Genomic DNA, 23,576 nt, shown 5'->3' on the forward strand with positions numbered 1-23,576 from the left:
AGGGCAGTTTCTTGACAATAAAGTCGGTCATCTGAGCTCACCTGCAGGGTTAATCTCAGATGAAGGCTAAGTGCTTTACCTCAATAGGTAAATCAACAAATGTCGACTGCGAAGTCACCGATTCAGGTGGTAGTCCGAGAACAGGACGATATCGCCCCGGTCCACTCCGATAAGATGATTCCTGAGTCTCTTCATGCCCTTGTCCGTAGCCTTGCGGAATCAACGCAAATTGGTTCTTCAAGACAATGGTCAATTGATTAATTTTTCCGAACCCTTGCGCATCAACAACGGCAGGAAGGGCAGGATGACGATCACGAGGATCGCCGCGAACAGGAACGGCGCACCCGGCAGGTAGAACCCCGTATCGTCGGCAAAGACCTCGAACACCCCGGTCAAGGCCAACGGCGCAACGACCGCCGAGATCGCACCCAGGCTCGCGATCACGCCCTGCAACAGGCCCTGCCTGTTCTCGTCCACCCGGTTGGCGGTGATCGCGGTCATCGTCGCGGGGGCCATGTCCGACAGGCAGGCGATTGGTACGAGCGCAAAGACAATCCACACTTGGTTGGCGAAACCGAACCCGACCATCGCGACGATCCCGCAGACCATGGCGAAAAGCAGCGTCCCCCCCTCTCCCATGATCCGAATCGCCGGCCGCATCAAAAGCCCTTGGGTGATCGCAATCCCCACGCCATAGCACGCCAGGCTGAACCCGATGGCGGCCGGCGACCAGGCGAACAGCGCCGTCAGCCAGAACGCCCAGATCGTGGGATAGACCATGTTGGCGAACTCGAAGACGAACAGCAAAACGAGCGGCAGCCCAAGGGACGGCAACCGGAACGCACCAAGGATGGCGGAGAAGGGGTTGAGATCCGCCCGCCGGAACGGCCGCCGGTTCTCCGGCCTCAGGCTCTCCGGCAGGACGAGAAGTCCGAACAGCGCACTCAGCCCCGAGAGAACGGCGGCGATCCAGAACGGCGCTGTCACATGCCAGGTCGCCGCCAGACCGCCCAAGACCGGCCCCAGCACAAAGCCGATCCCGAAGGCGGCCCCGATCAGGCCGAAATTCGCGGCCCGGTCCTTTTTCTCGGACACATCGGCGATATAGGCCGTTGCGGTCACGTAGGTCGCCCCCGACATCCCCGCGAGCGCCCGCCCCACCAGCAGCACCCAGAACGCGCCGGCCATCGCCATGATGACGTAGTCCAGCGCCAGAAGCAGCATCGCCCCCACCAGGATCGGCTTGCGCCCATGGGCATCCGACAGCCCGCCCACCACCGGCGCACAGACGAATTGCGTCAGCGCATAGGCCGCCATCAGCACGCCGCCCCAGACCGACCCCTGCGCCGCGCCCTCGGCCCCGACCCGAACCATCAGTTCGGGCAGGATCGGGAACACGATGCCGATCCCGATGGCATCGAGCAGCAAAGTCACCAGGATGAAAAACATTGGACGGGACATGCCGTCCCATGCGCCGCCGCGCCCGCACGGTCAAGCCTCGCGGCCCGGTCCCGGCCGCCACGCGCGCCGCCGGGCACCGCCGGGTCACACCCACCGCCAAAGGCGCCCACCGGAGCGTCGCGCCCGAAGGGCGCGGCGCGACACATCAGGCGCGGGCCCGCAGGGACCGCTCCGCAAGGGAACGGCGCCCCGGGCGGACCGCAACGACCCCAAACGCAAGCGGCCCCCGAAACCGGGGGCCGCTTTTCCGGGTATCGTCAGGATCTACTGGCTCGGTGTCAGCCCGATGTGACCACCGATGGCGACCATGTCGGACAACAGCTTGGCCGCGTCGTCGACCGGCCCCGGCTCGTTATGGAACTCACGCGCCTTTTCATGCGCCCGGCGCGCTTCGGCCACCATGCCGTCGTAGATCTCCTGGCTCATCTCGCGCCGCGGAAGCGCCTGTTCGGCCAGGACCGTCACTCCGACGGATCCGATTTCCGCAAACCCACCCGAGACGATATATTCCTCGGTCCCGCCCGAATGCACCGCGCGCAGAAGGCCCGGCCTCAGGGTGGTGATCGTCGGCGCATGGTCCGGCATGGCCGTCATGTCGCCGTCCGCTCCCGGGATCTGAACTTCGCTCACCTCGAGTTGCGCCAGGCGCCGCTCGGGGCTTACGAGGTCAAAGGTGAATGCTTCTGCCATGAGGTTTCCTTACGCCGCCGACGCCATGCGCTCGGCTTTGGCGATCACTTCCTTGATGCCGCCGACCATGTAGAACGCGGCCTCGGGCAGATGATCGTATTCGCCGGCCACAACGGCCTTGAACGAGGTGATCGTCTCTTCCAGCGGCACCTGAACGCCGTCCGAGCCGGTGAAGACCTTGGCAACGTCGAAGGGCTGCGACAGGAACCGCTGGATCTTCCGGGCGCGGGCCACGGTCAGCTTGTCCTCTTCCGACAGTTCGTCCATCCCGAGAATGGCGATGATGTCCTGCAGCGACTTGTAGCGTTGCAGGATGCCCTGAACGTCGCGGGCCACCTTGTAATGCTCTTCACCGACGATCTGCGGATCCATCAGGCGCGAGTTCGAATCGAGCGGGTCGACGGCCGGATAGATCCCCAGCTCCGAGATCGCGCGGTTGAGAACCGTGGTCGCATCGAGGTGGGCGAAGGTCGTCGCCGGGGCGGGGTCGGTCAGGTCGTCCGCCGGCACGTAGACGGCCTGGATCGAGGTGATCGAGCCGTTCTTCGTGGAGGTGATCCGCTCCTGCATGGCGCCCATGTCGGTGGCCAACGTCGGCTGATAGCCCACCGCCGAGGGGATCCGGCCCAGAAGCGCGGACATTTCCGAACCGGCCTGGGTAAAGCGGAAGATGTTGTCGACGAAGAACAGCACGTCGGTCCCGGTCGAGTCGCGGAACTGCTCGGCCAGGGTCAGGCCGGTCAGGGCGACCCGGGCCCGTGCGCCCGGAGGCTCGTTCATCTGGCCGTAGACCAGGGCGATCTTGGACTCGGGCAGGTTGTCCGGGGTCAGAACGCCGGATTCGATCATCTCGTGGTAGAGATCGTTGCCTTCGCGGGTCCGCTCGCCCACGCCGGCAAAGACCGACAGGCCCGAGTGCACCTTGGCGATGTTGTTGATCAGCTCCATGATCAGAACCGTCTTGCCCACGCCGGCGCCGCCGAACAGGCCGATCTTGCCGCCCTTGGCGTAAGGGGCCAGCAGGTCGACGACCTTGATGCCGGTGACGAGGATTTCGGACGCGGTCGATTGCTGCTCGAAATCCGGCGCCTCGGCGTGGATCGGACGAAACTCCTCCGCGTCGATCGGCCCCTTTTCATCGACCGGCTCGCCGATGACGTTCAGGATCCGGCCAAGCGTCGCGGTTCCGACCGGCACAGAGATCGGCTTGCCTGTATCGGTCACCTCGCCGCCCCGCACGAGGCCCTCGGTCGCGTCCATCGCGATCGTCCGGACGGTCGATTCACCAAGGTGCTGCGCAACTTCGAGGACCAGTTTCTTGCCGTTGTTGTCGGTGGTCAGGGCGTTCAGGATCGCCGGAAGGTCTCCGTCAAACTGAACGTCCACGACAGCGCCAATCACCTGGGTGATCTTGCCATTGGAATTTGCCATGTCTCGTCTCCGGTTCTCTTAAAGCGCCTCGGCGCCCGAAATGATTTCGATCAGCTCGTTGGTGATGACGGCCTGGCGCGAGCGGTTGTACTCGATCGTCAGGTCCTCGATCATGTCGCCCGCGTTGCGCGTCGCGTTGTCCATCGCAGACATCCGCGCCCCCTGCTCGGAGGCCGCATTCTCCAGCAGAGCCGAGAAGATCTGCGTCGCGACACCGCGCGGGAGCAGGTCTGCCAGGATCTCTTCCTCTGACGGCTCATATTCGTACAGGGTCGGGGCGCCGTCCTGCTCGTCCTTGCCCTCCGTGTCGAAAGAGGCGGGGATGATCTGCGTCGCGGTCGGGATCTGGGTCACGACGTTCTGGAATTCGGAAAAGAAGATCGTCGCCACGTCGAATTCGCCCGCATCGAAACGGTCGAGCACGTTCTTGGCGATGCCCTGCGCATCCTCATACCCCACGCGCTTGACGTCGGTCAGATCCACATGGTCGATGAAATGCTCCGAATAGCCGCGCTTCATCGAGTCGCGGCCCTTCTTGCCGACGGTCAGGATCTTGACGGTCTTGCCCGCGCCGGCAAGCTCATCCGCACGCTTCTTGGCGAGCTTGGCGATGTTCGCGTTGAACCCGCCGCACAAGCCACGTTCTGCCGTCATGACGATCAGCAGGTGCACGTCGTCCTTGCCGGTGCCGGCCAGCAGCTTGGGGGCGTTGTCACTGTCCCCCACGCTCTTGGCGAGCTGCGCCATCACGGCGTTGAAACGTTCGGCGTAAGGCCGCGACATCTCCGCGGCCTCCTGTGCGCGGCGAAGCTTCGCCGCGGCGACCATCTGCATGGCCTTCGTGATCTTTCGGGTCGATTTGACCGTCGCGATCCGGTTTTTCAGGTCCTTGAGACTTGGCATCCATAGGGCCCCTTATGCAAAGTCCGTGGCGAACTCTTCGATGGCGGCCTTGATCTTCTCTTCGGCATCGCCCTTCACCTTCGGATCTTCCTTGGTGATGAAATCAAGCACGTCCTTGCGGTTGTTGCGCAGATGCTTGAGCAGACCGGCCTCGAAGGCGCCGACCTTGTTCACCGGAAGCTTGTCGAGGAACCCGTTCACGCCGGCGTAGATCACGCAGACGATCTCGGCATTGGTGAGCGGCGAATACTGCGGCTGCTTCATCAGCTCGGTCAGTCGCGCACCCCGGTTCAGCAGCTGCTGGGTCGAGGCGTCGAGGTCCGAGCCGAACTGCGCAAAGGCCGCCATCTCGCGGTACTGGGCAAGCTCCAGCTTGACGGGGCCCGCCACCGATTTCATCGAGTTGGTCTGGGCCGAGGAGCCCACGCGCGACACCGACAGACCGGTGTTCACGGCAGGACGGATCCCCTGGTAGAACAATTCGGTCTCGAGGAAGATCTGACCATCGGTGATCGAAATCACGTTCGTCGGAATAAAGGCCGACACGTCGCCGCCCTGGGTCTCGATGACCGGCAGAGCCGTCAGCGAGCCCGCGCCGTGATCCTCGCTCAGCTTCGCGGAACGCTCCAGCAGGCGCGAGTGCAGGTAGAACACGTCGCCCGGGTAGGCTTCGCGGCCCGGCGGACGGCGCAGCAGCAGCGACATCTGGCGATAGGCCACCGCCTGCTTGGACAGGTCATCGTAGACGATCAGCGCGTGGCGGCCGTTGTCGCGGAAATACTCGGCCATGGCGGTCGCGGCATAGGGCGCCAGGAACTGCATCGGCGCGGGGTCCGAGGCGGTCGCGGCGACGACGATGGAATATTCGATCGCCCCCGATTCCTCCAGACGCTTCACCAGCTGGGCCACGGTCGACCGCTTCTGGCCGACGGCGACATAGATGCAGTACAGCTTCTTGTACTCATCGTCGCCCGCGGCGTCGTTGTAGGACTTCTGGTTCAGGATCGTATCGAGCGCCACGGCAGTCTTGCCGGTCTGACGGTCGCCGATGATCAGCTCGCGCTGGCCACGGCCGATCGGGATCATGGCGTCGACCGACTTCAGACCCGTCGCCATCGGCTCGTGCACCGATTTGCGCGGGATGATGCCGGGGGCCTTCTGGTCGGCCACGCGGCGCTCGGTCGACTTGATCTCGCCCTTACCGTCGATCGGATTGCCGAGGCCGTCCACGACGCGGCCCAGCAGGCCCTCGCCCGCGGGCACGTCCACGATGGAGTTCGTCCGCTTGACGACGTCGCCTTCAGAAATGTCCCGGTCGGAGCCGAAGATCACGATGCCGACGTTGTCGGTCTCGAGGTTCAGCGCCATGCCCTGGATGCCGCCGGGGAATTCGACCATCTCGCCGGCCTGGATGTTGTCGAGCCCGTAGACGCGGGCGATCCCGTCGCCGACGGACAGAACGCGACCGACTTCCGCCACTTCGGATTCCTGTCCGAAGTTCTTGATCTGGTCCTTCAGGATCGCAGAGATTTCAGCAGCTTGGATCGCCATTATCCGACCTCTTTCATGGTGTTCTGGAGATGGGCCAACTTGGAGCGGATCGAGCTATCGATCATCCGGGACCCGACTTTGATGACAAGACCGCCGATGAGGCTTTCATCGACGGTCGTTTCGAGTTTCACGTCTGCGCCCATCCGCTCGGACAGCGACTTGACCAGCTTGTCCGACTGCGCCTTGGTCAGCGCCTTGGCAGAGGCGACCTCGGCGAGGATCTCGCCGCGCTCGGCCGACAGCTTCTCGCGCAGCGCATGCAGGGTCTGCGGCACCACGAACAGGCGCCGCTTCCGCGCCATCAGCGCGATGGAATTCCTGAAGTCCTGGCTGATGTCCATCTTGTCCATCACGGCGGACATCGCCGTCGCCTGCTCGTCCCGCGAGTGGACGGGCGAATGGATCAGCTCACGCAGATCCGCGCTTTCGGCCAGCGCGGCTTCCATGGCCTCGATGTCCGAAGACAGTTGATCGAGAGCGTCGCCCTCCTTGAACAGATCGAAAACAGCGGTGGCATAGCGCCCCGCGATGCCGGTTGAGATCGAAGCTGGTTCGGACACGTCCACCCTTCCGATGTCTTGGCCCGGCCGACCCGTTCGAAAGGGGCCGGTTCAGGCAATAAAAAGCCGACCCGGTTGCGCCCGGACCGCGAAATCTGAAGCGATGTAACAGAGCACACAGGGTGGGGCAACCGCCTAGCCGATCCCCTTGTGCAGGTTGTTGACCGTTTTTGAGGGTCAACTGGGCGAATGCGACTTTTTGCATCACCGGCCGTCCGCGAGGCCCCGCCAGACAGGCCTGCGCCACTAGGTTAACACGAGGTGTGCCACGGTTCTTCCAATTGCGGACAAAGTGGTGACCAGATCGCGGGCTAGCCCTGATCGGGTCAAGACTTTCCTCGCGGAGGCCGGGCCCGCCCGGCGGAAAACCTATGGTCATGGATGCAGTCGTCATCGGAATCTCTGTCGCCGGGCTGGGCTATGTCGGCTCCGGGTTCATGAAAGCCCGCAAGCGCGGACGCGCCGCCAAGGCGGACCAGTCTCTCGCCGCCGGACGCGACGCCGAGGTCGACCTCGGCGTGGTGGCCGAGACGCCGGCGGCGGCCACCGCCCTGCCCGAGGATGTGTTGCCCCTGCGCCGCCGGCCCCGGGCCGACGGGGCCGGCCCCCGTGAGATCGTCGCCGAGGACGCCGCGGACCTTCAGGCGGGCATCGGCGAACCCGAATTCGATCTCGACGCGGCCGGCCCCCTCCCGCCGGCCGGAGAGGCGCCTGTCGCAGCCGGCACCCAGCCCCTCGACATCATGATCGTATGCGACGACCGTGGCCTCACAGAGGTCGAGACCGTGGAATTGCAGATGCCCGACGACGTGCTGACGCTGGAATTCGAAGAGGACCCGATGGGCCACCTGCACCTGGTCCACGGCCGCGCCTCGGCCGAGGTGGAGGGCGGCCAGGCCCAGAGCGCCTGGCTTGACGTCTATCTTTCCCGCGCGGACTGGCTGGGCCTGCATGATCTGGACAGCAACGGCGAATTCCGTCCCCGGGACGCCACCCACGTTCTGCGCATCAACCTCGGCTCCCTGCTCGCGCGGCCCGACGGCTCGGTTGTCGGTGCGCTCAACGAGGACCCCGAGATCTACTTCGACCGCGAGATCGCCTCGGAAACCGAGTTCACCGTCTGACCCGAGCAGCGCATGTCAAGGCCGTCCGAGACCCCGGCCCCAAGCATCGCAAAGCTCATACCCGCTTCGGCAAGATCAGGATTTCGGCCGCCCGGCCATGCGCGACGGTTCCGGCACCGGGGTTCCGATCCCTTCCAGCACCTTCAGCGGCCGCTTGACCGCCTCCGGCAGGCCGGGCCGGGTGGGGGCCGCGACCTGCTTGGTCACCTCGACCATCAGCACCCCGCCCGCCTTGAAGACTGGAACATGGCGCCCGATTCCCTCCATCCAGCCGGCGGCCTTGCGCCAGCCCTTGCGGGCGGAGGGCGGCTGATAGAGCGTCGAGGTCGCATGTTCGATCTGGAACCGGTGGTGCTTGAGCTGCGTCTCCAGCTGCGTCAGCGAATAGGGCCGGCCGTAGCCGAACGGCGTCCGGTCGCTGCGCGACCACATCCCCTGCCGGTTGGGCACGATGAAGACCGCCCTGCCCTGCGGCGCAAGCACGCGCCAGGTTTCTTCCAGAACGGCGGTCGGATGCTCGGAGGTTTCCAGGCCGTGCAGCAGCACCAGGCGATCGGCCGTGCCGGTCTGGACCGGCCATAGCGTTTCCTGGCACAGCACGCTCACGTTGGGCATGCCGGCCGGCCAGGGCATCACGCCCTGGGGCCCCGGCATCAGGGCGATGACGCGGCGGGCGTCCTTCAGGAAGGGCCGCAGCAGCGGCGCGGCAAAACCGAAGCCCACGAAAGTATGGCCGGCCGGATCGGGCCACATCCGGACCAATTCGTCCCGGATCACCTTCTGGGCGGCGCGTCCGAGGGCGCTACGATAATAGAAAGCCCGCAGGTCGACTACGTCGAGATGCATTGCACTGATCGCTCCGTCCGTTCACGCTCGGGCGGACCATAACAGCCCTGAGGAGGAGCGCCATGTCCCTTGACCTCGTGACCATCCCCTGCCGCGCCGACAATTATGCCTTCCTGCTCCACGACGGCCGGACCGGCGACACGGCGCTTGTCGATGCGCCCGAAGCGGCGCCGGTGCAGGCCGAACTGGACCGGCGGGGCTGGCGCCTGACGGACATCCTGATCACCCACCACCATGCCGACCATGTCGACGGGCTGGAGGCGCTGCGCGACGGGGCGCGCGTGATCGGGGCCGCCGCCGATGCGCACAGGCTGCCGCCGCTGGATCTCGAAGTGTCCGAGGGCTCGGCGCTGACGGTCTGCGGCGAAGAGGTCGCGATCTACGACGTCTCCGGCCATACGGTGGGTCACATCGCCTTTCACTTCCCCGAAACCGGCGTCGCCTTCACCGCTGACAGCCTGATGGCCCTGGGTTGTGGCCGGCTGTTCGAGGGCACGCCCCAGCAGATGTGGCAGAGCCTTCTGAAGCTGCGCGATCTGTCCCCCGACACGCTGATCTGCTCGGGCCATGAATACACCGCGACCAACGCCCGTTTCGCCCTGACTATTGAACCCGGCAATCCGGAGCTTATTTCCCGTGCAGGGGCCATCGACGAGGCCCGCGCCGCAAACCGACCCACTGTCCCCTCGACCCTCAAGGAAGAGATCGCGACCAATCCCTTCCTGCGCGCCGACGTGCCTGAGCTCAAACAGGCGATCGGCATGGATGATGCGCCCGACGTCGAGGTCTTCGCCGAAGTGCGGTCCCGCAAGGATCGCTTCTGATTCACAAGCGTCTCAAATAGCGGCAATTGTCCCCCCGCCGCACCGGGATCACGCCACGCAAGAGGCAAAGTGATCGAACAAACGAAAAAAAGTCCTTGAAGGATCGCAAATGAAAGCGAACCTTAAGGATACGACGCCACGGTAAGAGCGGGAAATTCTCTTGGCTCCGACCCAAACGAAAGGAGCACGCACGTGCCATCTTTCTCGACCACACTAGAGCAGTCCATTCACGCGGCGCTGGCGCTTGCAAATGCACGGCGCCATGAGCTGGCAACCCTGGAGCATCTGCTGCTCGCCCTGATCGACGAGCCCGATGCGGCCCGCGTGATGAAGGCATGTTCGGTAGACCTCGACGAGCTGCGACGGTCGCTCGAAGAGTTCATCGAAGACGACCTGTCGACGCTGGTCACCGATGTCGAAGGGTCCGAGGCCGTGCCGACCGCCGCCTTCCAGCGGGTGATCCAGCGCGCCGCGATCCATGTCCAGAGCTCGGGCCGCACCGAGGTGACCGGCGCGAACGTTCTGGTCGCGATCTTCGCCGAGCGGGAGAGCAACGCCGCCTATTTCCTGCAGGCGCAGGACATGACCCGCTACGACGCGGTCAATTTCATCGCCCATGGCGTTGCCAAGGATCCGGCCTACGGCGAAAGCCGCCCGGTGACAGGTGCTGCCTCTGACTCAGAGGAAGAATCCGTGAACAGTTCCAACTCCGACGCGGATGAAAAGGAAAGCGCCCTCGGCAAGTATTGCGTCGACCTGAACGCCAAGTCGCGCAAGGGCGATGTCGACCCGCTGATCGGGCGCGAGCACGAGGTCGAGCGCTGCGTGCAGGTGCTTTGCCGCCGCCGCAAGAACAACCCGCTGCTGGTGGGCGACCCGGGCGTGGGCAAAACCGCCATCGCCGAGGGGCTGGCCCGCAAGATCGTCGGCGGCGAAGTGCCCGAGGTGCTGTCGGGCGCCACCATCTTCTCGCTCGACATGGGGGCGCTGCTGGCCGGCACCCGCTATCGCGGCGATTTCGAGGAGCGTCTGAAGGCCGTCGTGACCGAGCTAGAGGATCACCCCGACGCGGTCCTTTTCATCGACGAGATCCACACGGTGATCGGCGCGGGCGCGACCTCCGGCGGCGCCATGGACGCGTCCAACCTCCTGAAGCCCGCGCTTCAGGGCGGCAAGCTGCGCTGCATGGGTTCCACCACCTACAAGGAGTTCCGCCAGCATTTCGAGAAGGACCGCGCCCTGTCGCGGCGCTTCCAGAAGATAGACGTCTCGGAGCCGACCGTTGAGAATTCGATCAAGATCCTGAAGGGGCTCAAGCCCTATTTCGAGCAGCACCACGCGATCAAGTACACCGCCGACGCCATCAAGACGGCGGTGGAGCTGTCTGCCCGCTACATCAACGACCGCAAGCTGCCCGACAAGGCGATCGACGTGATCGACGAGGCCGGCGCGGCGCAGCATCTGGTCGCCGAAAGCAAGCGTCGCAAGACCATCGGCACCAAGGAGATCGAGGCCGTCGTGGCCAAGATCGCCCGCATTCCGCCCAAGAACGTCTCCAAGGACGATGCGGAAGTGCTCAAGGATCTAGAAAAGTCGCTCAAGCGGGTGGTCTTCGGCCAGGATCCGGCGATCGAAGCTCTTTCCTCGGCGATCAAACTGGCGCGGGCCGGTCTTCGCGAGCCCGAGAAGCCGATCGGCAACTACCTCTTCGCCGGCCCCACCGGCGTCGGGAAGACCGAGGTGGCCAAACAGTTGTCGTCGATCCTGGGCGTGGAGATGCTGCGCTTCGACATGTCCGAGTACATGGAAAAGCACGCGGTCTCCAGGCTGATCGGCGCACCGCCGGGCTATGTCGGCTTCGACCAGGGCGGCCTGCTGACCGACGGCGTCGACCAGCACCCGCATTGCGTGCTTCTGCTGGACGAGATGGAAAAGGCGCATCCGGATGTCTACAACATCCTGCTGCAGGTGATGGACCACGGCAAACTGACCGACCACAACGGCCGGACGGTGGATTTCCGCAACGTGATCCTGATCATGACCTCCAACGCGGGTGCCGCGGAACAGGCGAAAGAGGCGATCGGTTTCGGCCGTGACCGGCGCGAGGGCGAGGATACCGCCGCCATCGAAAGGCACTTCACGCCAGAATTCCGCAACCGTCTGGATGCCGTCATTTCCTTCGCTCCGCTGCCGAAGGATACGATACTGCAGGTGGTCGAAAAATTCGTGATGCAGCTCGAGGCGCAATTGCTTGACCGCGGCGTCTCCATCGAATTGACCGACGAAGCGGCTCTCTGGCTCGCGGACAAGGGCTACGATGACAAGATGGGGGCACGGCCACTGGGTCGCGTCATTCAGGAGTACATCAAGAAGCCGCTGGCCGAAGAACTCCTGTTCGGCAAGCTGGCGAAAGGCGGTCTCGTCCGCGTCGGCGTGAAGGACGCCAAGATCGACCTTCAGGTGCAGGAACCGGACAAGCCGAGGCTGTCTGGAAACAAGCCGCCGCTGTTGACCGCCGAATAAGCGGTCCCGGCCCGAAAATAGCAAAGCCGCCGGGGAGACTCGGCGGCTTTTTCGTTTCCGTCAGTCCCAAGCCCCAGCCCATACCGGACAGCGCGGCCATCATCACCTGTCATCCACGCCAAGCCAGATTGGGGCCACAAATTCCGCCACTGTGCGATGACATGTCTGACGCGCCTGCGATTTCGGACATCGTCCGCCAGGGACACCAATCCCCGGACCGCGCCGATCACCCCACCGACGTTGATGACACCGATCGGCCTCCAACGAACATCGACCGCAAGCCCCTTATGGCCCCGGTATATTTCAAATCGAGAACTGGCACCGAGCCGGACTGGTTGAGGCCGGTCAGAAAACCGGATCCGACCATGGACATGGCGCAACGTCCGCCGATAAATACCCCCCATGCGCAGAGTTCTAATCGCCCTCCTACTCACGCCAAGCCTTGGCCAAGCCGAAGAATTTCTTCTGTCCTTGCCGGTAGAGTGCGAGCTCGGCGAAAACTGTCACATCCAGCAATACACCGACAGGGACCCCGGCCCCGACGCAGTTGATTTCACCTGCGGGCCCCTCACCTATGACGGCCACAAGGGCACGGATTTCGCCCTCCCCTCGCAGGCCGCGATGGCGGACGGCGTGACGGTCCTGGCCGCGGCGCCCGGTGTCGTGCGCGGCACGCGCGACGGGATGGAGGATATCGCCCAGGGCACCCCTGGCGCGCCGGACGTCTCCGGCCGGGAATGCGGCAACGGGCTGATCATCGACCATGGCGACGGTTGGGAGACCCAGTACTGCCACATGCGCCAAGGCTCTGTCGCCGTCGCCTCGGGCGAGACCGTGAACGCCGGCACGCCGCTGGGTCTGATCGGCCTCTCGGGCCAGACCGAATTTCCCCATCTCCACCTCTCGGTGCGCAAGAATGGGGCGGTCATCGACCCGTTTGACACTGGCGACGGGTCGTCCTGCGGTGACACGCCTTTCTCCCTCTGGGCAGACCGCCTGACCTACGCCCCCGGAGGCCTGCTCTCGGTCGGCTGGGCCGCCGGCGTCCCGCCCTACGCAGAGGTGAAGGCCGGCACCGCCGATGACCGGAACGTCTCTCCCAACGGTCCCGCGCTGGTTCTCTGGGCGTTCGCATTTGGCGGCCGTGACGGCGACACCCTGCGCCTCGCCTTCAATGGCCCCCGCGGCGAGAACTTCCAGACCGAGGATACCCTGACACGCAACATGGCCCTCTTCACCCGCTCCGGCGGGCGCCGGACACCCCCCGACGGCTGGCCGCCCGGCCGATACGAGGGGACGGTCGAATTGCTGCGCAACGGCACGCTCATCGACCGGATGGAGACGGAGATCACGCTGCGCTGACATCGGCCTGACGGGGTCGGCGAACCAAGGGGTCCTCCCCCAGAGGGGGAGGTCAGGTGGGGGGCAAGACGTGGTGTTGCAAGGCTCCGCAGCGAGCCGAGCGCAATGGGGTCAGCGCTCCGTCAGTTTCAGCTCGATCCGGCGGTTGGCCGCCCGCGCCTCGGGGGTGTCGCCTTCGACCAGGGGCTGATGTTCGCCGAATCCATTGGCAGCCAGACGGTTGGGCGGAAAGCCCAGCACGTTTTCCATGTAGCGCACTACCGAAAGTGCCCGGGCCTGGGACAGCTCCCAATTGTCCGCGAATTCGCCCTGCCCGGACGGCTGGACGTTGTCGGTATGGCCATCGACCCGGATGACCCAGTCGATCTCGTCGGGGATCTGGTCCGAAATCTCCGCCAGCAGGTCCGCGATCCCCGCGATCTGCGCCTCGCCCGCCGCCGAGAGATCGGCGCTCCCCGGCGGGAACAGCACCTCGGAGGAGAAGACGAAGCGGTCGCCCTCGATCCGCACCCCGTCGCGCTCGGCCAGCAGACGCCGCAGCTCGCCGAAGAATTCCGAGCGGTATTCCTCGAGGTTCTGCGCCCGTTCCGCGAGCGCCCGCGCCTCTTCGGCCAGCCTCGCATTCTCCGCCGCCTCCGCATCCCTAAGTCGTTGTTCGGCCGCAAGGGCCCGGGCCAGAGCGGTGTTCAGCTGCGACCCGAGGTTCTGGATCTGGACATCCGATGCCTGGTCTTCCGCATCGGCCACGTTCAAAAGCTCCTGCAACCGGCCGACCTGGCTGCGCAGGGCGCTGACTTGCTCGTTCAGCACGGCGACCTGGCGCTGCGCCTCGGCGGAGAGTTCCGATTCGCGCGATAGCTCCTGGTTGGCCACCGAAAGCAGCGCCTCGCGCCGTTGGGTTTCCGTCAGACGCTCCTCGGCCAGGGTCTCGGCCTCGGACCGGGCGGCCAACGCCGCCACCAGCCGCGCCTGCAACTCGTCCCGTTCCGCCGCAATCTCGGCCCGGGTCTCGTTGAGATCCTCGACCCGGGTCTCCAGGGTCGATTGCGTCTCCAGCGCGGCGGCCAGCCGCTCCCGAAGGGTCGACTGCCCGGTTTCCGCCTCGGCGGCGATGTCACGGGCGGTGGCAAGCTCCGTCTCCAGCGCCTCGCGGGCGACCAGGGCGGCGGCCAACCGACGCTCGGCCTCCGCCCGGTCCAAATCGGCCTCTTCCAGCGCAGCCTCCAGCGCGGCGCGGGCCGCATCAAGATCACCCTCCACGGCCTCCCGCTCTGTCAGCGCGAGCGCCAGCCGGTCCGCGAGGTCGTCACGGTCCGCCTCCAGCGCGGCCAGGTCCCGGGTCACGCCCTGCTGGGCCCCGAGCGCGGAGGCAAGCCGCGCATCAAGCTCGGCGACCTCCTCGGCGCTCCGCTCCAGCCGGCTTTCCGCCAGCTGCCGGGCAACCAGCGCCTCTGCCAGCTGCGAATCCAGATCCTCCGCCGCCTGCCGGACCGCGGCCAGCAAGGTCAGCGTCTCTTCGGCCCGGCGCCGCTGCGCTTCCAGCGAAAGCGTCATGGCGGTCAGCTCGCTGTCGGCCTCTTCCAGCCGGGTCCGCAGCGCTTCGGCCGCCGCGGCCTCGGCCAGGCGGGCGGCCTCGAGCTCGCTTAGGCGTTCGGCATCCTCCGCCCGGTCGGCCTGCAGAGCGACCATCGCCTCCTCGGCCTCGGCGTTTTGCTGCCGCAGATCTGCCGTCAGCGCCTCCAGCGCCTCGCGTCGCGCGGCCGCAAGCCGGGCGGCTTCGGTGCTGGCGTCGATCTCGTCACGGGCCTGGGCAAGCGCCAGGTTCAGCGCTTCCTGCTCCGAGACCAACTCGGATTCCCGCGCCCTGGCCGCCTCAGCGGCCGTGACCAGCCGGTCACGCTCGTCCTCGAGCGTCTCCTGCCGGGCGGCGAGGCTGTCGCGTTCCTCGACCAGAGCCTCGCGCTCGGTGTTCAGCTCGGCGATCCGGCTGCGGGCGTCCGCCCGGTCGGCCAGAAGGCCCGAGACCTGCGCCTCGAAATCGGTGATCTGCTCAGCCTGCTCGGCAATCTGTGTCCGGGCCTGGGCCCGGTCACGCTGCAGGCCCGCGACCTGCGCCTCGAATCCGGTGATGCGGGAGCGGGCGTCGGCCAGCGCCGCCTCCTGGGTCGCCCGCGCCGATTCCAGCGCCGCGATCCGGGCCGTCTGTGCATCCCGCTCGGCCCCAAGCTCGGACAGCGAGGTCGACAATGCGCCGACGCGATCGGCCAACCCCGCGGAGCGGTCCCGCTCCAGCCCCAGCGCGTTGGAGAGCGAGGCCACCTGGTCGGTCAGTTCCGTAAGCCTCCGGTCCTGGCCGGTGATGGTCTCGCGCAGGGTATATTGCAGCACCATGAAGATGGTGATGACGAACATCAGCACCAGCAGCAGCCCGGTCATCGCATCCACGAACCCCGGCCAGATCGAGGCCTGGAACCGTGCGCCCGATCGTCGGCTCAGCGCCATGACCTACTGCCCCTCCCGGTCCGCGACCCCGTGCCGGACCGCGCGGCTGAGCGCCGCGATGTCGGTGCGCAGGTCGGCCATCACCTCCTGCCGGCCCGCGGCCATGTCTTCGAGTATCCGCAGAAGCTGCACGTCGATGGACCGCAGGCGCATCCGGCTTTCGGCGTCGATGCCCTCCATCCCGCTGTCGGCGATGACCTTGATCAGGCGTTCCTGCCCCTCGGCCACACGCGAGAGCTGGTCCGACAGGGTCGTTCCCGCCTCCATCTTCTCGGCCAGCTGGGTCATCGCCGAGGCGAGATCGCCCAGCCGTTCGTCGACCGCCGCGCGTCCGATGTCGGTCTGGGTGAACATCATCTGCAGCGCTTCCATCTGCTCGGACAGGTTGTCGATCACCTGGCCCATGACGCCGGCCTCGCCGCCCTCGTCACCCGAGATGCCGACGCGGGTGATGGTCGACAGCCATTCCTCGAGTTCGCGGTAGAACCGGTTCTGGCCGTGGCCCGCGAACAGCTCCAGCAGGCCCAGGACCAGCGATCCGGCCAGGCCGAGCAGCGACGAGGCAAAGGCCACGCCCATGCCGCCGAGCTGGGTCTGCAACCCCTCCTGCAGGCGGTTGAAGATATCCGCGCCGCTCTCGCCCTCTTCGGCCGAAAGCGAGCCGATGGTCTGCACCAGCCCCGGAACGGTGGTGGCCAGACCGTAGAACGTGCCCAGAAGCCCCAGGAATATCAGGAGGTTGACGATATATCGCGTGATCTCGCGGTCCTCGTCGATCCGTTGCGAGACGGAATCGAGGATCGAGCGCGAGGAGGTGGAGGACAACTGCATCCGCGCCCCACGCGACCGCAGCAGCGTGGCCAGCGGCGCCAGCAGCCCAGGCGCCTGGGTCAGGTCGTGGCCGAGACGTTCGGCCGCGAAGCCCTCGATCCAGCGGACCGACTGGATCAGCTGCCCGACCTGTCCGAAACAGGCGATCACCCCGACCAGGAAGACCAGCGCGATGAAGCCGTTGAGATAGGGGTTCGCCACGAAGACGGGCCCGACCCGCGGAAGGGCAAAGTAGATGCCCACGCCGACCAAAGCGAGCACGACGAGCATGGATGTAATCTGGCGCAGAGGTTGCGAAAACTGTGGCTCGGCCTCAGGTGCCCGCTTTGCCATTATGGACGGGTCCTCGGATCATGATTTAACGTGAAGCATAGACTCCATGTCCTCGGAACCCAAACACAAAAGGCTGTCAAGCCCGCTCCGTCCCGGATATGTCACGCACCCGCGCCACCAGCCAGTCCATGTCCGGATCGTGGATCGCCAGATGGTCGAGCCGCGCGGCGGTATTGGCCAGATATTCGGCGTTCGGGCCGCGCCCGCCGTGGGCATGGGCGATCATCCGCGCCTGGGTCTCGAGGTCGAGCTGGACGTATTGCCGGTGGTCGCGATCGACGATGTAGGCCAGCGCCTCGATCGTCCGACCGTCGGTCAGGGCCAGCGCCACATGCTCTTCGTAATAGGCCGAGGAGACAAGCTCCCGCTCGCGCAAATAGGCCAGCACCTCGGCCTCTTCCTCCGCCCGGACCTTCAGCGCGAGGCCGGTGCAGGTCGCGCCCTCGTGGGTATCGAGGGCCAGCACCAGCCCGGGATCGTCGTCGGTGCCGCGGTGGTGGACCGACAGCATGCAGAACGACCGGTGATAGCCATCGAGCCGCGCAAGCACGCTTTCCTCCGGCTCGAAACCGGGATTCCAAAGTAACGATCCATACCCGAAGACCCAAAGCGCCATGCCGCTGTCCCGTCCGTCCTGTTTGTTGTGTCCGATCCGTCGGGGCCGAGACCTAGCAGGCAAGCGCCGCGGCCGATACCGCCAAAGGCAAAGCGTCGGAGCATCAGGGCCGGGAGTGTCAGGACCGGGATTGTCACGACTGGGCAGGCCGCCTAGAACCGCGGCATTGGGTCCGGGGGTCGCTGTTGAAACGTCTCATTCTGCTCGTGGCGGCGCTGGCCGTCGTCTATGGGGGGATCTGGGCCCTCGGCGCACGCAGCACCCTGCGCGGCGTTGACGCGCTGGCCGCCGAGCTTCGCGCGGCCGGCTGGCAGGTGAACTGGGACGACAGGCGCCTGCGCGGCTTCCCCTCGCGGCTGGACCTGACGATCGACGGGCCCGAGGTCACCACGCCGTCGGGCGCCGAATGGCGGGCCCCGTTCATCCAGCGCCTGCAACTGACCTATCAGCGCGATCGCGCGATCCTGGCCTTCGCCGACAGCCAGTCGCTGACCCTCGGCGACCGGACGTTCGACATCCGCTCCGGCGCCCTTCGCGCCAGCGTCCACGGCGACGCCGTCACGGCCGAGGCCGAGCGCCTGGCACTCTCCTGGCAGGGGCGCGAGATCGCGGCAGGCCCGGTGCTGGCGGCGGTGCGGCCGGCGCCCGGCGCCTCCGGAACCTTCGACCTGTTCGTGCGGGCCGAGGGCGCGACATTGGACGGCGAGCCACTGGGCGAGGTGGTTCTGAACGGGCAGGCGACGCTTGGGGCACCGCTGTCGCGGACCGCCCTGCCCGACATCCGGGACATTGAGATCACGGGACTTTCCGCCGCAGGCGTTGCCGCGACGGAGGCGCTGACAGAGGCGCTGTCAGGCTTGTCCCCGGCCCTCGGCGACGCGCTGGATCAGCGGCAGTAGGAGCCGCTGCGATAACGCGCGGTGTCGAAATGGAAATGATCCCGGTGCGCCCGGTTGGCCGCCGGACCGAGAACCGTCCCGAAGATCCCGCAGGCGGCCTGGTGCATCTGGCGCAACTGCCGGCCGTCGTCCGAGGTGCCCCAGCCGTTCAGCACGCTGATCGAAGAGCCGTCGCGCAGCCGGACCGCCCCGATATCGATCGCCCGGCCGAAGGCATGTTCCGACAGCCGCGCCCCCGAGACGTTGTTGCGCGACCGGCAGGCATAGTGCGACATCACTTGCATCTCGACCGGCCCCCCGCCCTCGTTGCCGACGGTCGGCTTGAGCCCGCGCTCGACCCAGGACTTGAGCGCCAGGGCGGTCGGGCAATCGATCGTCGCCGGCGTGGACAGGCGAATGCCCCCGACAGCCCGCACCCGCACGGCGTTCTCGACACCGCAGCGCCCCGGGCCATCCACGGTGCCGACCCTCTCGCCCTGGATATCGAGATCGCCGCAAACGGCACCGCGGCGCCGCTCCTCGACCATCCGCGCCGCCCGCGCCACGACGCCGGGCGTGCGCACGCTCGGACGGACCGTCCGCGCCGGGGCCAGGCTGCTGATGTCCACGTCGTACCACTCGGCCCGCGCGGCGCCGCCGGTTACGGTTTCGGGCGCGATCGGTGTCCGCGCCACGGGACGTATCGAGGTCAGCGGCGCCTCGGCCGCCGCGGCGCCGGCCCAGATCGCCAGGCCCAGCAAGAGCGCCCTCACCGTGGTTTCCCCGTCCGGCCGAAATCGGGCGCATCCGTATCCTGGCCGGCCTCGACGATTCCCCGCCGCACCGCCCGCGTCCGTGTGAAATACTCGAACAGATGCTCGCCGTCGCCCAGCCGGATGGCCCGCTGAAGCGCAAACAGCTCTTCGGTAAACCGGCCGAGGATCTCCAGGGTCGCCTCCTTGTTCGTCAGAAAGACGTCGCGCCACATCGTCGGGTCGGACGCGGCGATCCGCGTGAAATCCCGGAACCCGGCGGCAGAGTACTTCACAACTTCCGAATCGGTTACGCGCTGCAGATCGTCGGCCACGCCCACCATCGTATAGGCGATAAGGTGCGGCGTATGCGAAGTCACCGCAAGCACCAGGTCATGGTGATCGGCATCCATCCGCTCGACATTGGATCCCATCCCCCGCCACAGCGCCTCCAGCCGGGATACCGCCTCGGGGTCGCTGTTCTCTACCGGGACCAGCAGGCACCAGCGGTTGTCGAAAAGCTCGGCAAACCCGGATCGCGGCCCCGACTGCTCTGTCCCGGCCAGCGGATGCGCCGGCACGAAGTTCACACCCGGCGGGATATTCGGGCCGACGCTCTCGATCACCGCCCGCTTGACAGAGCCCACGTCCGACACCGTCGCGCCGGGCTTCAGCACCGGCGCAATCTCGGCCGCCACCGCCGCCATGACGCCCACGGGCACGCAGAGAACGACCAGGTCGGCATCCGCCACCGCCTCGACGGCCGTGTCGCAGACCACGTCGCAAAGGCCGATCTCGCGCGCCGCAGCCCGGGTCTCGGCCGAGCGGGCAAAGCCGCGCACCTCGCCGGCCAGCCCGCCACGCTTCATCGCCCAGAACATCGACGAGGCGATCAGCCCAAGACCTATCAGGGCCACCCTTTCATAGATCGGTGCCTGCGCCATCAGCCCTGCTCCCGCCAGTCGCGCACCGCGTCCACGACGCGGGCGCAATCGGCATCCGTCCCGACCGTGATCCGCAGCGCATCGGGCAGGCCGTAGCCGCCGATCTTGCGCACGAGAATCCCCTTGCCGCGCAGATGCGCCTCGCAGGCCTCCGCCGCGGCCGGGCTGGCAAAGCGCGGCACGATGAAATTGGCGCAGGCCGTGTCCGACGGCAGCCCCAGTTCCGCCAGCGCCTGGGCCAGCTCGGCCCGCAACCGAGCGTTCTCCGACCGCGACCAGGCGACCCAGTCCTGGTCCCGCACCGCGGCCTCCGCCGCCGCCAGCGCCGGTCCGCTCAGGTTGAACGGCCCCCGCACACGGTTCAGAACGTCGATCACGGACCTGGCGCCGTAGCCCCAGCCAACCCGCAATCCACCCAAACCGTAGGCCTTCGAGAAGGTCCGCGTCATGAAGACGTTCTCGCGGGCTCCGGCCAACGCCGCGCCGCCGTCGAAACCGTCGACATATTCCGCATAGGCCCCGTCGAGCACCAGAAGACAGCTCTCCGGCAAGCCCGCAGCGAGGCGTTCCGTCTCCGCGGCGCCGATCATTGTGCCGGTGGGGTTCGCCGGGTTCGCAACGAAGACAAGCCGGGTCTGCCCGGTCACCGCCGCAAGGATCGCATCCACGTCGACCACCCGTGCCCGTTCGCGAACCTCGACCGGATCGGCCCCCGCCGCCAGCGCCGAGATCCGGTACATCGAGAACCCGTGCTCGGTATGGATCACCTCGGTGCCGGGCCCGGCATAGGCCTGGCAGAGAAAGGTGATCACCTCGTCAGAGCCGACCCCGCAGATGATCCGCTCCGGGTCCAGCCCGTGGACCTCGCCGATCGCCCCGCGCAACGCGGCATGATCCGTCGGGGGATAGCGGTGCATCCCCGCGGCCGCGGCGACCATCGCCTCGCGCGCAGAGGCCGGCACCCCGAACGGATTCTCGTTCGACGACAGTTTCAGGACATTCGACAGGCCGGGCACATGGCTCGCCCCGCCCTGATAGAGCGCGATGTCCATGATCCGTGGTTGCGGCTCTATACCGGCCATGAGGTATCCCCCGAAAAACTCAGTCCTGATAGCCCCGGCAAAGGCGCAAGACCATCCCCTTCATCTTGGCGGAAAAACTCCCGCCGGAGGCTCCGCCGCCCCGGCCGGGCGCCACGCCGGCGACTGGCGGCCCGTCACGATGCAAGCACGTTCCGGAACAGCCAGGGATCGCTCTCGTCAATGTCTTCCGGGAACAACTCCCAGCGATCCTGCAGCGGCGTCCAGTCGGTGTAATGCGCCTCCACCGGGCCAAGGTAGGGCCGCTGCACCTCCAGGCACCGCGCGTGGTTCATCTCGTCGGCCTCCACGATCCCGGCCAGCGGATTCTCCAGCGCCCAGACCATGCCCGCCAGCACCGCCGACGTGACCTGCAACCCGGTCGCGTTCTGATACGGGGCCAGCGCCTTGGTCTCCTCGTTCGACAGCCGAGAGCCGAACCACAGCGCGTTCTTCTCGTGGCCGAACAGCAGCACGCCCAGCTCGTCGATGCCCTCGACGATCTCGTCGACCTCGAGGATCTCGTGCACCACCTGCTGCTTGCCGGAGCCGAACATCTCGTGCAGCGACAGGACCGCGTCGTCGCAAGGGTGATAGGCGTAGTGGCAGGTCGGGCGATATGTCGGCGCCGCCTTGTCGCCGATCGTGTAGTAATCCGAGATCGAAATGGCTTCGTTATGGGTCACCAGAAAGCCGAACTGGGGCCCCGGCGTCGGACACCAGGTGTGCACCCGGGTGATCGCCCCGGGCCTGTCCAGCCAGATCGACGCCTGGCAGCCAGTCTCGTGGCGGTGACCGTTCTCGGGAAACCAGGTCTCGTGCGTGCCCCAGCCCAGTTCCGCGGGCTGGAACCCTTCGGCGATGAAGCCCTCGACAGACCAGGTGTTGACGAAGACGTCGCGCGGGCGCGGCTTGCGGCGCACCTGGGTGTCGCGTTCGGCGATATGCACGCCCTTGACGCCGAGTCTCTGCATCAGGGCGGCCCAGCCCTCGCGGCTCTCGGGCACATCGACGGCCCGCCCGGTATCCGCGGCCAACGTCAGCAGCGCCTCCTTCACGAACCAGGACACCATGCCGGGGTTCGCGCCGCAGCATGACACCGCCGTGGGCCCTCCGGGGCTGCGCCGCTTTTCTGCCCGCACGCTTTCGCGCAGGGCGTAGTTGGTCCGGTCGGCATTGTCGCGGCTCTCGAAATAGAAGCCCGCCCAAGGCTCCACCACCGTGTCGACATAAAGCACGCCAAGATCCCGGCACGCCGTCATCAGATCCAGCGAGGAGGTGTCCACCGACAGGTTGACGCAAAAGCCCTGCCCGTCTGGAAACAGCCGGCCAAGCACCTCGCGATGGTTGTCCGGCATGAGGGCGAGCTGTTCGAAGGCGATGCCCTGCTCGGCAAGGAACGGGCCGACGCCGGGGTCCGGATCGACCACGATCATCTTGTCGGCGTCGAAGTCGAAATGCCGCTGGATCAGCGGCAAGGTCCCCTTGCCGATCGAGCCCATGCCGATCATCACGATTGGTCCGTCGATACGCCCGTAGACGGGATAGCTCATGGCGACCTCCCTGCCGATGTCGGACCGGTTCCTAGGGTGCCGCGCCCCGAAAAGGAACCCGTCGGAGCCATTTTGTCCGGCCCGGCCCGGAAAGGCCCGCGAAAACCGACGCGAAAAAACCGGAAAGTGGAAACGAAACGGGCCGCGCCATGCGGCGCGGCCCGGTCCCTCGTGCCAGATCCGTTGATCAGTTCTGGGCGTAGTATTCGATGACGAGGTTCGGCTCCATCATGACCGGGTAGGGCACGTCGCCAAGGCCCGGCGTGCGCACGAAGGTCGCGGTCATCTTGGAATGGTCGGCCTCGATGTAATCGGGCACGTCACGCTCGGGCAGCTGGGTCGCTTCGAGCAGGGCGGCCATCTGCCGCGACTTCTCGCGGACCTGGATGACATCGCCTTCCTTGACGCGGTAGGACGGGATGTTGACCCGGGTGCCGTTCACCAGGACATGGCCGTGGTTCACGAACTGGCGGGCCGCAAAGATCGTCGCCACGAACTTCGCGCGGTAGACCACGGCGTCAAGGCGCTGCTCCAGCAGACCGATCAGCTGCTCGCCGGTGTCGCCCCGGCGCCGCTCGGCCTCGCCGAAGATGCGGCGGAACTGCTTTTCGGTCAAGTCGCCGTAGTAGCCCTTGAGCTTCTGCTTGGCGCGCAGCTGCAGGCCGAAATCGGACACCTTGCCCTTGCGGCGCTGGCCGTGCTGGCCGGGGCCGTATTCGCGGCGGTTGACCGGGGACTTCGGACGGCCCCAGATGTTTTCGCCCATGCGGCGGTCGATCTTGTACTTGGCAGAGGTGCGTTTGGTCACCGTCT

20 protein-coding genes are annotated in these 23,576 nt (G+C 66.4%); 5 read left to right on the top strand and 15 right to left on the bottom strand.

All coding sequences use genetic code 11. The annotated features are described in order from the left end of the window. Positions 1–249 precede the first annotated feature (249 nt). From ROA7023_RS16650 to ROA7023_RS16675, 6 genes are all read right to left on the bottom strand, one after another. Complete coding sequence (locus ROA7023_RS16650) at positions 250–1,461, bottom strand: MFS transporter (protein ID WP_085880166.1); 1,212 nt, start codon at positions 1,459–1,461, stop codon at positions 250–252. 264 nt (positions 1,462–1,725) lie between these two features. Next, the gene (locus ROA7023_RS16655; protein ID WP_085880167.1) at positions 1,726–2,151 is read right to left on the bottom strand and encodes a F0F1 ATP synthase subunit epsilon; all 426 of its coding nucleotides are present in this window, start codon (positions 2,149–2,151) and stop codon (positions 1,726–1,728) included. A gap of 9 nt (positions 2,152–2,160) precedes the next feature. After that, positions 2,161–3,582: a F0F1 ATP synthase subunit beta gene (atpD, locus tag ROA7023_RS16660; RefSeq protein ID WP_085880168.1), complete on the bottom strand. Its 1,422-nt coding sequence runs from the start codon at positions 3,580–3,582 to the stop codon at positions 2,161–2,163. Positions 3,583–3,600: 18 nt separating this feature from the next. Beyond that, the gene (locus ROA7023_RS16665) at positions 3,601–4,485 is read right to left on the bottom strand and encodes a F0F1 ATP synthase subunit gamma (RefSeq protein WP_085880169.1); all 885 of its coding nucleotides are present in this window, start codon (positions 4,483–4,485) and stop codon (positions 3,601–3,603) included. Between the two features lie 12 nt (positions 4,486–4,497). Then, the gene (gene atpA / locus ROA7023_RS16670) at positions 4,498–6,036 is read right to left on the bottom strand and encodes a F0F1 ATP synthase subunit alpha (RefSeq protein ID WP_085880170.1); all 1,539 of its coding nucleotides are present in this window, start codon (positions 6,034–6,036) and stop codon (positions 4,498–4,500) included. Next, positions 6,036–6,596, bottom strand: a complete 561-nt coding sequence (locus ROA7023_RS16675) for a F0F1 ATP synthase subunit delta (RefSeq protein WP_306372500.1) — start codon at positions 6,594–6,596, stop codon at positions 6,036–6,038. The genes atpA and ROA7023_RS16675 overlap by 1 nt, the downstream gene beginning before the upstream one ends. A gap of 377 nt (positions 6,597–6,973) precedes the next feature. Between ROA7023_RS16675 and ROA7023_RS16680 the strand changes: the two genes are divergently transcribed. Then, positions 6,974–7,720, top strand: coding sequence for a hypothetical protein (locus tag ROA7023_RS16680; protein WP_143535610.1), 747 nt, complete (start codon positions 6,974–6,976; stop codon positions 7,718–7,720). Positions 7,721–7,795: 75 nt separating this feature from the next. Here ROA7023_RS16680 and ROA7023_RS16685 read toward each other — a convergent pair whose 3' ends face one another. Further along, complete coding sequence (locus ROA7023_RS16685) at positions 7,796–8,566, bottom strand: class I SAM-dependent methyltransferase (protein WP_085880173.1); 771 nt, start codon at positions 8,564–8,566, stop codon at positions 7,796–7,798. Positions 8,567–8,628: 62 nt separating this feature from the next. Here ROA7023_RS16685 and gloB point away from each other — a divergent pair, with 62 nt between their 5' ends. The 3 genes from gloB (at position 8,629) to ROA7023_RS16700 (ending at position 13,275) form a co-directional block, all read left to right on the top strand. Further along, a complete protein-coding gene (gene gloB, locus ROA7023_RS16690; protein WP_085880174.1) occupies positions 8,629–9,390 on the top strand; it encodes a hydroxyacylglutathione hydrolase in 762 nt (253 codons plus the stop codon). Between the two features lie 192 nt (positions 9,391–9,582). Beyond that, positions 9,583–11,913 (top strand): ATP-dependent Clp protease ATP-binding subunit ClpA, encoded by a 2,331-nt coding sequence (gene clpA / locus ROA7023_RS16695; RefSeq protein WP_085880175.1) that lies wholly within the window; start codon positions 9,583–9,585, stop codon positions 11,911–11,913. Between the two features lie 402 nt (positions 11,914–12,315). Beyond that, complete coding sequence (locus tag ROA7023_RS16700) at positions 12,316–13,275, top strand: M23 family metallopeptidase (protein WP_085880176.1); 960 nt, start codon at positions 12,316–12,318, stop codon at positions 13,273–13,275. A 111-nt stretch (positions 13,276–13,386) separates the two neighbouring features. On the opposite strand, the gene ROA7023_RS16705 is transcribed toward ROA7023_RS16700, so the two are convergent. The 3 genes from ROA7023_RS16705 to ROA7023_RS16715 form a co-directional block, all read right to left on the bottom strand. Then, positions 13,387–15,777, bottom strand: coding sequence for a peptidoglycan -binding protein (locus tag ROA7023_RS16705; RefSeq protein ID WP_085880177.1), 2,391 nt, complete (start codon positions 15,775–15,777; stop codon positions 13,387–13,389). Between the two features lie 3 nt (positions 15,778–15,780). Next, positions 15,781–16,941: a biopolymer transporter ExbB gene (locus ROA7023_RS16710; protein ID WP_085880178.1), complete on the bottom strand. Its 1,161-nt coding sequence runs from the start codon at positions 16,939–16,941 to the stop codon at positions 15,781–15,783. A 76-nt stretch (positions 16,942–17,017) separates the two neighbouring features. Next, the gene (locus ROA7023_RS16715) at positions 17,018–17,557 is read right to left on the bottom strand and encodes a gamma-glutamylcyclotransferase (protein ID WP_085880179.1); all 540 of its coding nucleotides are present in this window, start codon (positions 17,555–17,557) and stop codon (positions 17,018–17,020) included. Between the two features lie 185 nt (positions 17,558–17,742). Here ROA7023_RS16715 and ROA7023_RS16720 point away from each other — a divergent pair, with 185 nt between their 5' ends. Continuing rightward, positions 17,743–18,456, top strand: a complete 714-nt coding sequence (locus ROA7023_RS16720; RefSeq protein WP_159458558.1) for a DUF2125 domain-containing protein — start codon at positions 17,743–17,745, stop codon at positions 18,454–18,456. Here the strand turns inward: ROA7023_RS16720 and ROA7023_RS16725 are convergent. From ROA7023_RS16725 to rpsD, 5 genes are all read right to left on the bottom strand, one after another. Then, a complete protein-coding gene (locus ROA7023_RS16725; RefSeq protein WP_085880181.1) occupies positions 18,444–19,208 on the bottom strand; it encodes an extensin-like domain-containing protein in 765 nt (254 codons plus the stop codon). The two genes, ROA7023_RS16720 and ROA7023_RS16725, sit on opposite strands and share 13 nt — an antisense overlap. Then, positions 19,205–20,131, bottom strand: coding sequence for a prephenate/arogenate dehydrogenase family protein (locus ROA7023_RS16730; RefSeq protein ID WP_085880182.1), 927 nt, complete (start codon positions 20,129–20,131; stop codon positions 19,205–19,207). The genes ROA7023_RS16725 and ROA7023_RS16730 overlap by 4 nt, the downstream gene beginning before the upstream one ends. Further along, positions 20,131–21,213: a histidinol-phosphate transaminase gene (gene hisC, locus ROA7023_RS16735; protein ID WP_085880183.1), complete on the bottom strand. Its 1,083-nt coding sequence runs from the start codon at positions 21,211–21,213 to the stop codon at positions 20,131–20,133. The genes ROA7023_RS16730 and hisC overlap by 1 nt, the downstream gene beginning before the upstream one ends. A 134-nt stretch (positions 21,214–21,347) precedes the next feature. After that, the gene (locus ROA7023_RS16740; protein WP_085880184.1) at positions 21,348–22,763 is read right to left on the bottom strand and encodes a homospermidine synthase; all 1,416 of its coding nucleotides are present in this window, start codon (positions 22,761–22,763) and stop codon (positions 21,348–21,350) included. Positions 22,764–22,950: 187 nt separating this feature from the next. Continuing rightward, a complete protein-coding gene (rpsD, locus tag ROA7023_RS16745; RefSeq protein ID WP_085880225.1) occupies positions 22,951–23,571 on the bottom strand; it encodes a 30S ribosomal protein S4 in 621 nt (206 codons plus the stop codon). Between the last annotated feature and the right edge of the window lie 5 nt (positions 23,572–23,576).

Source organism: Roseisalinus antarcticus (assembly GCF_900172355.1).
Lineage (GTDB): Bacteria > Pseudomonadota > Alphaproteobacteria > Rhodobacterales > Rhodobacteraceae > Oceanicola > Oceanicola antarcticus_A.